Source organism: Allobosea sp. (assembly GCF_051860145.1).
In the GTDB taxonomy this organism is placed as follows: domain Bacteria; phylum Pseudomonadota; class Alphaproteobacteria; order Rhizobiales; family Beijerinckiaceae; genus Allobosea.
This window is the reverse complement of the sequence record NZ_JBHYEM010000005.1, coordinates 233607-247205: the sequence shown is the minus strand read 5'-3', so window position 1 is coordinate 247205 and position 13599 is coordinate 233607. Positions and strand designations below refer to the sequence as shown.

Here is a 13599-nt window from a genome sequence, read left to right as displayed (position 1 = left end):
ATAGGGCGCTCTTCCGTCATGAGATGCTCGGGTCAAGCCCGAGCATGACGCGAGACTACTGCAGCGGGTCCTCGCCGCGCTCCTTGCGCTCGCGCAGATAATCCTCGGTCGTCCTGACCGGCGGACGCTGCGGCGAGAGATGCGGGTCGAAGCTCTCGTTGACCACGGCCTCGACGCGGCAATCCTCGCACATCCTGATCACCGAGATGCGTTTGGCGCTGTCGCCCGCGAACATCCAGTGCTTGTTCTCCAGCTTGGCCGCGATCTTCTCGATCGTGCTGCGGACGCCGAAGGGCTTGGCGCAGGAGATGCAATGGAACGGCTCCTCCTGCTTGACGATGCGCTTTCCGCCTTTCCAGGCCTCGAAATCGATGCGCGGCTCGAGCGTGATCACCTTTTCCGGGCAGGTCGCCTGGCACAGCCCGCACTGCACGCAGAGATCTTCCTGGAAGGTCAGGGTCGGGCGCTCGGGATCGTCGCCGAGCGCCTGGACCGGGCAGGCCGAGACGCAGGCGAGGCAGAGCGTGCAGCCCTCGGTCTCGACATGGAGGGTGCCGAAGGGCGCACGCGCCGGCATCGCGACCGCCGCGACCGGAGCGGGGGCGGCGGCATGGAGCTCGCCGATCGCCTGCCGCAGCAGCGGCCGCCCGTCGCCCATCGGCCGGAAGCGCGCCGGCCTCGCTGAGGCAATGCCGGGCGTCACCTGCGACAGCGCGATCGCGAGCTGATCGGGATCGTCGGTCTCGATCAGCCCGGCGCGGGCCTCGCCATAGCCGAGCGCGCCGGCGAGCGCGTTGGCATAGTCGAGATTGCGCGTGAGGCCGGAGAGATCGTGCTTCGGCCGGGCGCGGCCGAGCACCCGGATCGCCGAGGCTCCGAAGGCGAGCGCGGCGGCGAAGCTCTCGAGGCCGAGCTGCGTGATCTCGTTGACGCGCAGCGGCAGCACCCGCGCCGGCAGCCCGTCGCCGAAGCGGGCGAGCGCGTCGATCAGGTCCTCGCCATGCTCGCCGTCATGCAGCAGCACGACCGCGTCGTGGCCGCCCGCCTCGGCATAGGTCGTGAGCAGCGTGCGCAGCCGGCGCAGCAGCGCGTCGGTCGGCGGCAGCGCATAGGTCACCGCGCCGGTCGGGCAGACCGAGGCGCAGGCGCCGCAGCCGGCGCAGATCTCGGCCGAGATCGCGACATGGTCGCCGGCCGGCGTGATCGCGCCGGTCGGGCACAGTTCGAGGCAGCGCGTGCAGCCGGTCTTCTGCGAGCGCGCATGGGCGCAGAGGTCTTCGTTGAGCCGGACATAGGTCGGCTTGTCGAATTCGCCGACGAGATGGCCGGCCTCGGCGATCAGCTTTTCGATCGCGGCCGGATCGCGCGGATCGGCCCTGAGATAGCCGGCGCGCAGGTCGCCGGCCGGAAACAGCGGCGTGCCGCCCGTGACGTCGATGACGATGTCGCAATGCGAGATCGCGCCATTGCGTGGCTCACCGAAGACGAGGCGCGCGCGGGAGGAGGGAGCCGGCGCAGCGTAATCGTCGACCTTGAGCTCGAAGGCCCCGAGCCAGCCGGTGGCGGCGGTGATCGTGCCCTTCAGCACCGGCGTGTCGTCGATGCGCGGCGGCGTGATCTCGCCGGGCCGCGTCAGCAGGATCGTGACGTCGAGATGCTCGGCGAGCCGGCGACCGAGCGACAGCGCGGTCTCGTCGCGGCCATAGACCAGCGCGACGCCCTTGCTGGTCAGCGTCGTGAAGGCGGCCGGCGGCATCGGCTCGGCCGCGGCTGCGAGCAGCGCCGCCATTTTCGGGCCGGCCTGCGCCGCCTCGCGCGACCAACCGGCGCTCTCGCGGATATTGGCGAAGGTCAGCTCGCCGGCATAGTCGAGATCGGCGGCGATCTCCTCGAAGAGCGGCGCTTCCTGGGTGCAGCCGACGGTGATCGCGGCGCGCTCGCCGAGCGCCGTCTTGAACAGTTCCGTCTGCGTCCGGCAGAGATGGCGCGCCGTTTTGATCTCGCCGCCCTTGCAGCCGCGCGCCAGCGCGGCGCCGTCGAGCGGCATCGTGTCCTCGCAGGAGCAGACCATCAGCATGCGCGCGGCGTCGGCCATCATCCGTCCCTGTTGCGATGGGAGCGTCTTTTTGTCTCCCTTGCGATAATCTAGGCTTATATGGAACTGGAACGTTTCAAAAGAAGCGCGCGATGAGCATTTCGTCGCGGGTGGCGGGAGGGAAGGGCGCCTTGGCTGGCAACGTCTTGCGGTCGGACGAATTGCGGCGCGACCCGGTGCTGCCGCCGGGCTTCACGCTCGTCACCTTGCGCGAATCCGGCGACGCCTTCGTCCATGCCCGCGCGATCGCCCATGAGGCCGGAGCCGCGACGCTGGTCTGGGTCCGGCGCTTCGACCTGATCGAGTTCGCGGTCGTTCTGGAGCCGGAGCAGCCCCTGGCCGAGGCGCGGCTGGCGCATTATCTCGCGATGAACGCGCTTGCCGATGCGCTCGCCGTCTATTGTCCGCCGGAGCGGCCGATCCTGTTCGGCTGGCCCGATGCGCTGACCTATGACCATGGCCTGATCGGCGGCGGCCGCCTGGCCTGGCCGGTGGGCTGCGGTGAGGGCGATGTCCCGGACTGGCTGGTCTTCGGCGCCATGGTCCGGGCGACGACGATGACGCCCTTCGAGCGCGGCCAGACCGGCGTCGGCATGGAGGAGGAGGGCTTTGGCGAGGTCGACGCGGTCGATCTGATCGAGGCTTTCGCCCGCCATCTCATGCTCGGCGTCACCCACTGGCAGGATGACGGGCCGAAGACGGTCGCGCGCCGCTGGCTCGACCGGCTCGGCAAGATCGTCGGCACCCGTCACGGCATCGAACCGAACGGCGACATTGTCGCCACGAGCCAGATGGGCACCGAGCGGCGCAGCCTGGTCGACGCTCTCGCAGAGGTCGCCTGGCTCGATCGCGAGACCGGTGGGCCCAAGCTGTGACCTCGCTGAAACTGCCCCGCACGATCAGGCTCGACCCGTCGGACACATTCGTCTTCCGGCGGTCGGCTGAGCCCGGCGAATGGGCCGTGACCGGCACCTTCCTGTTCGATCCCGCTGGCGTCGAGGCGCTCGACACCAAGGGGCGCACGGCCTTTCGTTCTGGCTTCCTCGGCATTGGCAGTTTTGGCTGGAGTACGCTCGCCGTGGTGACGGACGCGAGCGCGCAGGAGCGCGAGAGCGTGGTCGCGCAGCTCGCTGCCCGCCTCGTCGAACATCTCGGCGCTCCCGATCTCGATTCGGCTCGTGCTGCGGCCGAGGAGGAGGTCGCCTTTGCCGCCTCGCTTTGCGACCATCCGGCGCAGACGCTTCTCGCCCTGCACCGGACGCTGGAGGATGGCACGATCCGCGAGCGTTTCCGGACGCTGCGCCCGCGGGAGGACAGCCCGAAGGACGGTTTCCGCGCCTTCGAGTTCCTGGAGGTCGAGGGCGAGGAGGATGCGGTCGAGACGGTCGATCTGCTCGCGCTCGGGAAGAAGGTCGGGACATGACGCATTTCTGGGCGGCTTCGGGGCATGTGCTGCTCGACCGCGAGCCGGGCGGCGGTCTCGTCGTCACCGATGATTTCCTGCGCGCCTATCTGGCGCGGCCGGAAGTGCTGCCGCCGGAAGAGGCCTGCGCGGCCGAACGCGCGCTGCATGCCAGGCTGATGGACGAGCCGCAGGCCGAGATCGCCGCGGCCGAGATCGCCGCCATCGCCGATGCCGATGCGCGTGAGAACTGGGAGTTCCTGCTGGGCTGGCGCGACCGCCTGCTGGCCGCTCCGACGCTCGAGGCGGCCTACCAGCGCATGATCCGCGATGGCGTCGGTGGCATTCCGCCGCTCTTCCTCGACCAGCTGGTCCAGGTCATCCTGCGCTCGGCGCTCGACGAGACCGAGGACCCCTTCGTGGTGCGCGCCGCCGAATGCCTGTTCCGGCCGCAGCGCGTGACGCTGCACGAGGGCACCATCCTGCTCGCCGATGCCGAAGTGATCGAGGGCCATGAGGCCGATCGCCATGCCTCGCCGCTACTCGCCATGCTGGGTGGGCCGGCTGCGACCGCGCTCGACATCCTCAAGACGGCGGATGCCGAGCGCTACTGGCAGCGCTCCGACGGGTTCGACATGGTGCTCGATCTCGGCGGCAAGCCCTCGGGTCGCGCGGCGCTTGGCGAGGCGCTGCGCCACTGGATCCGCCAGATCCACGGCTTCGACGTGGCGGTCGAGCCCCTGGAATCCGTCAGCGACGCGAACTGGCGCTGGTTCGTCGGGCTCGATGCCGAGGCGACCGCGATCGGAAACGCGCTCTGGCAGGGCAGGGCGCCCGATCCCGAGACGCTTTCGCGGGTGCTCGGGCTCTACAAGCTGTCGCTGCCGGCGGAGGTTCCGGTGCTGGCGCCGGCGAAAGGCCGACCCATCTATCTGATCATGGCGATGGACAAGGACCGGCTGCTGCGCCTGAAGCCGCAGAACCTGGTGACCGGCCTGCCGCTGGCGGTCCACGAGATGGCGAACTGAGGAGGCCGCGATGGCGCAGCTCCATATCGATGTCGGCATCGTCGTCGAGCGGCGCAGCATCGAGTCGCCCTGGGCCGATCATGCCTGGGCGCCGCTCGCGGTGCTGCCAGAACCGCCTGGCCTGGCGCCCTGGAGCGAATTGCCGGCCGCGCCCGGGCGGCAGGCCTTCTATCTCGGCTCCGCGACCTTGACGCTGCACTCCGTCGACACCGCTCATTTCCGCGAGAACTTTCTCGCGGGCCGGGCCAAGCTCTGGGTCGCGGTCCGCGCGACCGGAATCGAGCCGGCGCTGGACTTCGTCGGCGTCACGGCCGATCCCTTCGAGGGCGAGGTCTATGCCGAGAATGCCGGCGACATCGTCGAGCCTGTCGCGATGCCGGCGGCGATCGCCGAACAGGTGCTGGCCTTCTTCGAGGCGCATCACGTCGAGCAGGTCTTCATCAAGCGCCAGCGTTCCGAATACGACCCGCGCAAGGGCGGGCAGCGTCCGCAGCCGGGCCTGCGCCGCGAGGGCGAGCGATGAGCGGCCGGGCTGACGATGGCGGCTTCCTCTCGCGCTGGTCGCGCCGCAAGCGCGAGGTGGCGGAGGAGGAGGCCGCCTCGGTCCTTGCTCCGCCCCCCGGGAGCGAGGCGTCTCCGGCTGCCCCCGTCGAGGAGCCAGGCCCGGCGGAGCCGGCGCCGGAGATGGTCGAGCCGCCGTCGCTCGATCTCGTCGACAAGGATTTCGACATCGCCCACTGGCTCAAGCAGAACGTGCCCGAAAGCTGGAAGCTGGCGGCGCTGAGGCGTGCCTGGCTCGCCGACCCGGCCATCCGCGACTACCAGAACCCGGCCCGCGACTATGCGCTCGACTGGAACACGCCGGGCGGTGCGCCTGGCTATGGGCCGCTGAGCGAGTCGGACGATGTCGAGGCGATGATCCGCGATATCTTCGGCGAGACGCCTGAAAAGCCCGCAACGGAGGCCACCGAGGTCGCAGGCGACAGCATGCCGCACCTTGCCGTACCGGCAGGGGAGGACGCGGAATCGCATGTTGCGGAGCAGCAAAAAGCCTTGCCGGGCGGCGAAGACGCCTTGCCGCAGCCGGAACAGAATCACGAAAATTCACCGGATCGGGGCGGGAAGGCAGCCAAAAGCTCCGAGCCCGCGCTTGCTGCGTTGCAAAATCAGGCGAAGGAGGCCGGCCCGCCGTTGCGGATTCGCAAGCGCGGAGGTGGAGCGATGCCAATCTGAATCCACTTTGGAACTATTGTATTTCGCGGCGATAAGCGTTCATTATCACCCACTAAGCACCGAGACCGGCAGCTCAAGCCGAGGGGTGGGGAAGGGACGACGCAAGCGATGCGAGATCCGGCTCTGGACAGGGCGATTGGCGCCGCGGGAGGCGTGAGGGCCCTGGCGCGCGCCGTCGGTGTGTCGCAGCCGGCGATCTCGAGCTGGAAGCGCGTTCCGGCGGATCGCGTCCTGACGATCGAGACGCTGACCGGCGTGCCGCGCGGCGAGCTGCGGCCCGACCTCTACCCCGACAGCCTCGACCTCGCCGCCGACGCCGAGATGGCGGAGATCGACGAGATCGACGAGGCCCGCGCCCGGGAATACGAGCTGGTCGGGACCCTGCTCTGGCGCGCTCCGAACGCGGCTGCGCTCGCCGCCCTGCAGGATCTGCGCGGCGACGCCTCGCCGCTCGGCATGGCTCACCTGGCGCTTGCCGAGGCTGCGGCCGAGACCACGCCCGAGGCTGTGAGCAACGAGTTCTTCGAGCTTTTCATCGGCGTGGGTCGCGGCGAGCTCCTGCCCTATGGCTCCTATTATCTCACGGGTTTCCTGCACGAACGCCCGCTCGCGCTGGTCCGCGAGGACATGGGCCAGCTCGGCATCGCCCGCGCCGAGCGCGTCGGCGAGCCCGAGGACCATATCGCGATCCTGATGGACATCATGGCGAACCTGATCCGTGGGTCCTTCTCGGCGGACGGCGTCAGCGACCAGGTCTTTTTCGAGCGTCATATCCGCCCCTGGGGCGAGCGCTTCTTCGCCGATCTCGAGATCGCGAAGGCCGCGAAATTCTACAAGGCGGTCGGCCGCGTCGGCAGCCTGCTCCTGGCGATCGAGAGCCAGGCGGCGGGGCTGCCCTCATGAGCGGATCGCGAATGTTCGACACGAAGGAGACGACGATGTCGCAAAAGACCCAAGAGCCCAAGAATCCGGCCTTCGACCGCCGCAGCTTCTTCAAGGCGCTGGGCGCGGGCGCGGCCGTCGCAGCGGCCCCCGTGGCGGTGACACCGGCCGCGGCCGTCGATCCCGGCAAGGAGGAGACCAAGGCCCGCTATCGGGAAACCGATCACATCAAGGCCTTCTACCGCGTCAACCGTTACTGAGGGGATCGGCCATGCTCATCAAGCGCAAGACCGCCGACATCCAGCGCGGCAAGCTCCAGGCGGCGCTCGGCGGCCTGTCCTCCGGCGTGATGGACCGCCGCACCTTCCTGCGTCGCTCCGGGCTCATTGCCGGCGGCGTGGCGGCGGCCGGAGCCTTCCAGATCGGCTCGGTCCGCAAGGCCGAGGCGGCTGGCATGGGCCCGGCGACCGGCACCAAGATCGTCAAGAACATCTGCACCCATTGCTCGGTCGGCTGCACCGTCAAGGCCGAGGTCGCCAACGGCGTCTGGGTCGGCCAGGAGCCGGCCTGGGAGAGCCCGATCAACCGCGGCAGCCACTGCGCCAAGGGCGCCTCGGTGCGCGAGCTCGTTCATGGTGACCGCCGCATCAAATATCCGATGAAGCTGGTCGACGGCCAGTGGCAGCGCCTCTCCTGGGACCAGGCGATCAACGAGATCGGCGACAAGATGATGGAGATCCGCGCCAAGTCCGGCGCCGATTCCGTCTATCTGCTCGGCTCGGCCAAGTTCTCCAACGAGGGCTCCTATCTCTTCCGCAAGTTCGCGGCCTTCTGGGGCACCAACAACGTCGACCACCAGGCGCGCATCTGCCACTCGACCACGGTCGCGGGCGTCGCCAACGTCTGGGGCTACGGCGCCATGACGAATTCCTACAACGACATCCGCAACTCCAAGACCGTGCTCTTCATGGGCTCGAACGCGGCCGAGGCGCACCCCGTCTCGATGCAGCACATCCTCGAGGGCAAGGAGCAGCAGCGCGCCAATGTCATCGTCTTCGACCCGCGCCTGACGCGCACCGCGGCGCATGCCACCGACTATGTCCGCTTCCGCTCCGGCACCGATATCGCCGTGATCTGGGGCCTGCTCTGGCACGTCTTCCAGAACGGCTGGGAGGACAAGGACTTCATCGCCGCCCGTGTCTACGGCATGGAGGACGTCAAGAAGGAGGTCGCCAAATACGACCCCAAGACGGTCGAGGACATCACCGGCGTCCCCGGCGAGCAGATGAAGCGCGTCGCCGAGACCTTCGCCAAGGTCAAGCCCGCCACCTTCGTCTGGTGCATGGGCGTGACCCAGCATTCGGTCGGCACCGCCAACGTGCGGGCGATCTGCACCTTGCTTCTGGCCACCGGCAATGTCGGCTCGAGGGGCACCGGCGCCAACATCTTCCGCGGCCATTGCAACGTCCAGGGCGCGACCGATTTCGGCCTCGATATCTCGAATCTGCCTTGCTATTACGGCCTGGTCGAAGGTGCCTGGCGCCATTGGGCCCGGGTCTGGGGCGTCGACTACAATTATTTCGTCTCGCGCTTCGATGAGGTCCCGGCCAAGGGCGGCCGCCCGGCCCGCACCCGCAAGGCCAATATGGAGACCTCGGGTCATACCTCGACCCGCTGGTTCGACGCCGCCAACCTGCCGGCAGAACAGGTCGACCAGCAGGACAATCTCAAGGCCATGTTCGTCATGGGCCATGGCGGCAACACCATCCCGCGCATGCCCGACGCGGTGAAGGGGCTGGAGAAGATCGAGCTCCTGGTCGTCTGCGACCCGCATCCGACCAATTTCGTCTCGCTCGGCGGCCGCAAGAACGGCACGTACATCCTGCCTGTCTGCACCCAGTTCGAGACCTCGGGCTCGCGCACCTGCTCGAACCGCTCGGTGCAATGGGGCGAGAAGGTCGTCGAGCCGATCTTCGAATCCGCCAGCGACTACGCGGTCATCTACAAGCTCTCGCAGAAGCTCGGCTTCGCCGAGGCGATGTTCAAGCCCTACGAGATGATCCAGGGCAAGCTCGGCTTGGAGCCCTCCGCCGAGTCGATCCTCAAGGAGATCAACCGCGGCGGCTGGTCCACCGGCTATACCGGCCAGTCGCCGGAGCGGCTGAAGCTGCACATGGCGAACCAGGACAAATTCGACCTGGTGACCTTGCGCGGCGCCAAGGGCTCGCCCGTCGAGAACGATTTCTACGGGCTGCCCTGGCCGTGCTGGGGCACGCCGGAATTCAAGCATCCCGGCACGCATATCCTCTACAACACGTCGCTCGCGGCCAGGGACGGTGGCGGCACCTTCCGCCCGCGTTTCGGCCTGACCCGCGAGGAAACCAGGCCCGACGGCAGCAAGGTCGAGGTCACGCTGCTGGCCGAGAACGGTTCCTATTCGCTGAACTCGGACATCAAGGACGGCTATCCCGAGTTCACGATGGGCGTGCTGAAGAAGCTCGGCTGGGACAAGGACCTGACTCCGGCCGAGATCGCGACCATCGCCTGGGTCGGCGGCAACACCATCGACAGCGTGAGCTGGTCGACGGACCTGTCCGGCGGCATCCAGCGTGTCGCGCTGGAGCATGGCTGCGTGCCCTATGGCAACGGCAAGGCCCGGGCCAATGCCTGGAACATGCCGGACCCGATCCCGGTCCATCGCGAGCCGATCTACTCGCCCCGCGTCGACCTCGTCGCGAAATGGCCGGCCCGGCCCGACGAGCGCACCTTGCGCATCCCCAACCTGCACACCTCGATGCAGAAGGGCGCGGTCGAGCGCGGCATCGCCAAGTCCTTCCCGATCGTGCTCACCTCCGGCCGCCTTGTCGAATACGAGGGCGGCGGCGAGGAGACCCGCTCGAACAAGTGGCTGGCCGAGCTGCAGCAGGACATGTTCGTCGAGATCAACCCGGCGGACGCCACCGAGCGCGGCATCAAGGACGGCACCTTCGTCTGGGTCTCGGGCCCGGAGAACAACTCCAAGGCCCGCGTCAAGGCGCTGGTCACCGAGCGCGTCGGCAAGGGCGTCGCCTTCATGCCCTTCCATTTCGGCGGCTATTTCCAGGGCGTCGACCAGCGCGGCAACTATCCGCCCGGCACCGACCCGATCGTGCTCGGCGAATCCGTCAACACCATCACGACCTACGGCTACGACCCGGTGACCGCGATGCACGAAGGCAAGGTCACGCTTTGCCAGATCGCTGCGGCGTGAGGAGGAACTGAATCATGGCCCGAATGAAATTCCTCTGCGACGCCGACCGCTGCATCGAGTGCAACGCCTGCGTCACCGCCTGCAAGAACGAGAACGACGTGCCCTGGGGCATCAACCGGCGCCGCGTCGTCACCATCAATGACGGCAAGCCCGGCGAGCGCTCGGTCTCGATGGCCTGCATGCATTGCACCGACGCGCCCTGCATGGCGGTTTGCCCGGTCGACTGCTTCTACAACACGGCCGACGGCGTCGTCCTCCACAGCAAGGACCTCTGCATCGGCTGCGGCTACTGCTTCTACGCCTGCCCCTTCGGCGCGCCGCAATATCCCAAGGTCGGGAATTTCGGCTCGCGCGGCAAGATGGACAAATGCACCTATTGCTCGGGCGGTCCCGAGGTCGATCTTTCGCCGGCCGAGTTCCAGAAATACGGCTCGAACCGCCTCGCCGAAGGCAAGCTGCCGCTTTGCGCCGAGATGTGCTCGACCAAGTCGCTGCTCGCCGGCGACGGCGAGATCATCGCGCAGATCTACAAGGAACGGGTGGTCAAGCGCGGTTATGGCTCGGGCGCCTGGGGTTGGCAGACCGCCTACAAGGAAACGATCGCCATCTGAGATCGGGGAGGGGGCGCGCATCGGCCACAAGGCTGGGCGCGTCACCCCTGGTCTCAGCTTCATCTCGCGAGAGGATAACCGCTATGCGTCTGGGCGCTCATCTCCGTATCCTGCTCACCAGCCTGGCCTTGTCGCTGGCCGTCGCCTTCGCCGCGCCGGCTTTGGCCCAGCAGGTCAACCCCACCGCCGATTCGGTGAAGGAGCGCCAGTTCCTGGATGCGCTGAAGGGCAATCCTTCGGCCGAGCTCCAGGGCCGCATCACCATTCCCGATGCCAAGGCCGCGACGCTCGAGCGTCCGGCCGGTCGCGAATGGCGCGAGTTCCATCAGGGCACGATGTTGCGCATCGGCGCCATCGCGGTGCTCGGCATGCTGCTGGTGCTGGCGGTCTTCTACCTGATCCGGGGCAAGGTCCGGCTGGAATCCGGCTTGTCGGGGCGCACGATCACCCGCTTCAACGCCTTCGAGCGCTTCATGCACTGGCTCACGGCGGCCTGCTTCATCGTGCTGGCGCTGTCGGGGCTGAACGTGACCTTCGGCAAGAGCCTGCTGCTACCCCTGATCGGGCCGCAAGCCTTCACCAATGTCTCGATCGTGGCGAAATGGGCGCATAACTATCTCGCCTGGCCCTTCATGCTCGGCATCGTCCTGATGTTCCTAGTCTGGATCAAGGACAACATCCCAAGCCGCGTCGACCTGAGATGGTTCGCTGCCGGCGGCGGCATCGTCGGCAAGGGCCACCCGCCCGCCAGGCGCTTCAACGGCGGCCAGAAGGTGGTGTTCTGGACGGTGGTGATCGGGGGCGCGGCGCTGTCGGTCTCGGGCGTCTATCTGCTGTTCCCGGCCTTCGCCGGCGGCGTCCTGGAGCTGCAGTTCTGGAATGTCGTGCACGGCATCGTCGCGGTGCTGATGGTCGCGGCCATCCTCGCCCATATCTATATCGGCACGATCGGCATGGAGGGCGCCTTCGACGCGATGGGCTCCGGCGAGGTCGATCTCAACTGGGCCAGGGAGCATCATTCGCTCTGGGTCGCGGAAGAGGCCGAGAAGGGGCGCCTGCCGGACGGGCCGAAGCTGCAGCCGGCGGAATGACGGAACGCCGCTCGTCATTGCGAGCATAGCGACGCAATCCAGGGGTCTCGCTCGAAGGCCCCTGGATTGCTTCGTCGCTGACGCTCCTCGTAATGACGGTGAGGGCTTGACCGGCGGGTCCGGTCTGCAAGATGACAGCCGGGCGCGCCTCGCGCCCGGTTTTTCGTTTCGGGAGACATGTATTCGATGCGCGTGATCGGCCTGGCGGGATGGAGCGGCGCCGGCAAGACGACCCTGCTGACCCGGCTGATCCCGGAGCTCGCGAGCCGCGGCGTCTCGGTCTCGACGCTCAAGCACGCCCATCACGCCTTCGACCTCGATCAGCCGGGCAAGGATTCCTGGGAGCATCGCCAGGCCGGCGCGCAGGAGGTGCTGATCTCCTCGGAGCGGCGCTGGGCCCTGATGCATGAACTGCGCGAGGCGCCGGAGGCGACGCTGCCGGAGCTGTTGCAGCGGCTCGCGCCGGTCGACCTCGTCATCATCGAGGGCTTCAAGCGCGAGCCTCATCTCAAGATCGAGGTGCACCGGGCCGGCAATGGCAAGCCGCCTCTGCATCCCGGCGATCCGAGCATTGTCGCCGTTGCCGCCGACGGCGCCTTCCCCGAGGCCGGCCGGCCTGTGGTCGGCCTCGACGACATCGCCGCGATCGCCGACATTGTCCTCGCCAGGGCGGAGCCTCTCGCCGCCGTGCTGGCGCGCGCATCAAGACAAGGCTGACATCGCATGGCGCAGCTCAGCGAGGATACCTTCGCCTTCGGCGGGCCGCTGATGAGCATCGAGCAGGCGACCGCGCTCGCGGCCGAGCGAATCCAGCCCGTCGCCGCGACGGAGCGGGTCGCGCTGGCCCAGGCCGACGGCCGCGTTCTCTCGCAGGACGTCGTGGCCGGCCTCGACCTGCCGCCCTTCGCCAATTCCGCCGTCGACGGCTATGCGGTCCGCTTCGCCGATCTGTCCGACGGCGAGACCAGGCTCAGGCTCCAGGGCCGCGTTCCGGCGGGGGCCGACGCCGCCGGCGTCGTCGCGGACGGTGTCGCGGTCCGGGTCTTCACCGGCGCGCCCATGCCGCCGGGAGCGGACACGGTCTTCATGCAGGAGGACGTCAGCCTCGAAGGCGATGTCGTCCGGCTGCCGCCGGGCCTCAAGCAGGGCGCCAATGCCAGGCCCGTCGGCGAGGACATCGCCCGCGGCGAGATCGCGCTTGCGGCAGGGCGTCGCCTGCGCCCGCAGGATCTCGCGCTTCTCGCCGCGCTCGGCCAGGATTCGGTCGAGGTGCGGCGCCGGCCGCGCGTCGCCATCTTCTCGACCGGCGACGAATTGGCGGAGCCCGGCGCGGCCTTGCCGCCCGCCGCGATCTATGACGCCAACCGCGCCGCCCTGCGCGCGATGGTGGCGCGCGCCGGCGCCGAGATCGTCGATCTCGGGATTTTGCGGGACGAGCCCGTCGCCCTTGCCGAGCGGCTCAAGGAGGCGGCGACGAGCTGCGACCTGATCCTGACCTCGGGCGGCGTCTCGACCGGCGAGGAGGACCACGTCAAGGCCGCCGTCGAGGGGGCCGGGGCGCTGGTGTTCTGGCGGATCGGCATCAAACCGGGCCGGCCGGTGGCGATGGGCGTCGTTTCCGGCGTGCCGTTCATCGGCCTGCCGGGAAATCCGGTCGCGGTCTTCGTCACCTTCGCCTTCGTCGCGCGCCCGGTCATCGCCCGGCTGGCAGGCGCCCGATATGTGCCGCCCTTGCCGCTCCCGGTGCGGCTCGGCTTTCCCTATCGCAAGAAGCAGGGCCGTCGCGAATATGTCCGGGTCTCGCTCTCGCCCGGCCCGGACGGCGTCATGGTCGCGACCAAGCATCCGCGCGACGGTGCGGGCGTGATGACCTCGCTGACCCAGACAGACGGGCTCGTCGAACTGGCCGAGGAGCTGACGCGGATCGAGGCGGGCGCCATGGCCCCCTTCCTCGGCTATGACTTGCTGATTGCCTGACCGCGCCTTTTGGTTTCGATGTTCAGTGTC

13 protein-coding genes are annotated in these 13599 nt (G+C 68.3%); 12 read left to right on the top strand and 1 reads right to left on the bottom strand.

Annotated elements, in window-relative coordinates; all coding sequences use genetic code 11:
* Positions 1-55: 55 nt before the first annotated feature.
* Positions 56-2095 (bottom strand): 4Fe-4S binding protein, encoded by a 2040-nt coding sequence (locus ACTIF2_RS11260; protein ID WP_439497151.1) that lies wholly within the window; start codon positions 2093-2095, stop codon positions 56-58.
* Between the two features lie 131 nt (positions 2096-2226).
* Here ACTIF2_RS11260 and ACTIF2_RS11255 point away from each other — a divergent pair, with 131 nt between their 5' ends.
* The 12 genes from ACTIF2_RS11255 to ACTIF2_RS11200 all read left to right on the top strand — a co-directional run bounded on the left by ACTIF2_RS11255 (position 2227) and on the right by ACTIF2_RS11200 (position 13569).
* Positions 2227-2970, top strand: a complete 744-nt coding sequence (locus tag ACTIF2_RS11255) for a biotin/lipoate--protein ligase family protein (protein WP_439497150.1) — start codon at positions 2227-2229, stop codon at positions 2968-2970.
* Positions 2967-3518 (top strand): DUF6505 family protein, encoded by a 552-nt coding sequence (locus ACTIF2_RS11250; RefSeq protein WP_439497149.1) that lies wholly within the window; start codon positions 2967-2969, stop codon positions 3516-3518. The genes ACTIF2_RS11255 and ACTIF2_RS11250 overlap by 4 nt, the downstream gene beginning before the upstream one ends.
* Complete coding sequence (locus ACTIF2_RS11245) at positions 3515-4525, top strand: DUF6352 family protein (RefSeq protein ID WP_439497148.1); 1011 nt, start codon at positions 3515-3517, stop codon at positions 4523-4525. The genes ACTIF2_RS11250 and ACTIF2_RS11245 overlap by 4 nt, the downstream gene beginning before the upstream one ends.
* A gap of 10 nt (positions 4526-4535) precedes the next feature.
* Entirely contained in the window at positions 4536-5048 is a 513-nt protein-coding gene (locus tag ACTIF2_RS11240) for a DUF3305 domain-containing protein (RefSeq protein ID WP_439497147.1), read from the top strand.
* Positions 5045-5758, top strand: a complete 714-nt coding sequence (locus ACTIF2_RS11235) for a DUF3306 domain-containing protein (RefSeq protein ID WP_439497146.1) — start codon at positions 5045-5047, stop codon at positions 5756-5758. The genes ACTIF2_RS11240 and ACTIF2_RS11235 overlap by 4 nt, the downstream gene beginning before the upstream one ends.
* 108 nt (positions 5759-5866) lie before the next feature.
* Positions 5867-6661: a Cro/CI family transcriptional regulator gene (locus ACTIF2_RS11230; protein ID WP_439497145.1), complete on the top strand. Its 795-nt coding sequence runs from the start codon at positions 5867-5869 to the stop codon at positions 6659-6661.
* Between the two features lie 35 nt (positions 6662-6696).
* Entirely contained in the window at positions 6697-6900 is a 204-nt protein-coding gene (locus tag ACTIF2_RS11225; protein ID WP_439497287.1) for a formate dehydrogenase, read from the top strand.
* Between the two features lie 11 nt (positions 6901-6911).
* Positions 6912-9890: a formate dehydrogenase subunit alpha gene (locus ACTIF2_RS11220; protein ID WP_439497144.1), complete on the top strand. Its 2979-nt coding sequence runs from the start codon at positions 6912-6914 to the stop codon at positions 9888-9890.
* A 14-nt stretch (positions 9891-9904) separates the two neighbouring features.
* Positions 9905-10501 (top strand): formate dehydrogenase FDH3 subunit beta, encoded by a 597-nt coding sequence (fdh3B, locus tag ACTIF2_RS11215; RefSeq protein ID WP_439497143.1) that lies wholly within the window; start codon positions 9905-9907, stop codon positions 10499-10501.
* Between the two features lie 83 nt (positions 10502-10584).
* Positions 10585-11592 carry a formate dehydrogenase subunit gamma gene (locus tag ACTIF2_RS11210; RefSeq protein ID WP_439497142.1) on the top strand — a complete coding sequence of 336 codons (1008 nt, stop codon included), beginning with the start codon at positions 10585-10587 and terminating at the stop codon, positions 11590-11592.
* A gap of 177 nt (positions 11593-11769) precedes the next feature.
* Positions 11770-12309 (top strand): molybdopterin-guanine dinucleotide biosynthesis protein B, encoded by a 540-nt coding sequence (gene mobB / locus ACTIF2_RS11205; protein ID WP_439497141.1) that lies wholly within the window; start codon positions 11770-11772, stop codon positions 12307-12309.
* 6 nt (positions 12310-12315) lie between these two features.
* Complete coding sequence (locus ACTIF2_RS11200) at positions 12316-13569, top strand: molybdopterin molybdotransferase MoeA (RefSeq protein ID WP_439497140.1); 1254 nt, start codon at positions 12316-12318, stop codon at positions 13567-13569.
* Positions 13570-13599 lie beyond the last annotated feature (30 nt).

Coding starts and splice junctions, on each gene's coding strand:
- ACTIF2_RS11220 (WP_439497144.1), top strand. CDS start 6,912: ATGCTCATCAAGCGCAAGACCGCCGACATCCAGCGCGGCAAGCTCCAG.
- ACTIF2_RS11230 (WP_439497145.1), top strand. CDS start 5,867: ATGCGAGATCCGGCTCTGGACAGGGCGATTGGCGCCGCGGGAGGCGTG.
- ACTIF2_RS11245 (WP_439497148.1), top strand. CDS start 3,515: ATGACGCATTTCTGGGCGGCTTCGGGGCATGTGCTGCTCGACCGCGAG.
- ACTIF2_RS11200 (WP_439497140.1), top strand. CDS start 12,316: ATGGCGCAGCTCAGCGAGGATACCTTCGCCTTCGGCGGGCCGCTGATG.
- fdh3B (WP_439497143.1), top strand. CDS start 9,905: ATGGCCCGAATGAAATTCCTCTGCGACGCCGACCGCTGCATCGAGTGC.
- ACTIF2_RS11260 (WP_439497151.1), bottom strand. CDS start 2,095: ATGGCCGACGCCGCGCGCATGCTGATGGTCTGCTCCTGCGAGGACACG.
- ACTIF2_RS11240 (WP_439497147.1), top strand. CDS start 4,536: ATGGCGCAGCTCCATATCGATGTCGGCATCGTCGTCGAGCGGCGCAGC.
- ACTIF2_RS11210 (WP_439497142.1), top strand. CDS start 10,585: ATGCGTCTGGGCGCTCATCTCCGTATCCTGCTCACCAGCCTGGCCTTG.
- ACTIF2_RS11235 (WP_439497146.1), top strand. CDS start 5,045: ATGAGCGGCCGGGCTGACGATGGCGGCTTCCTCTCGCGCTGGTCGCGC.
- ACTIF2_RS11225 (WP_439497287.1), top strand. CDS start 6,697: ATGTCGCAAAAGACCCAAGAGCCCAAGAATCCGGCCTTCGACCGCCGC.
- mobB (WP_439497141.1), top strand. CDS start 11,770: ATGTATTCGATGCGCGTGATCGGCCTGGCGGGATGGAGCGGCGCCGGC.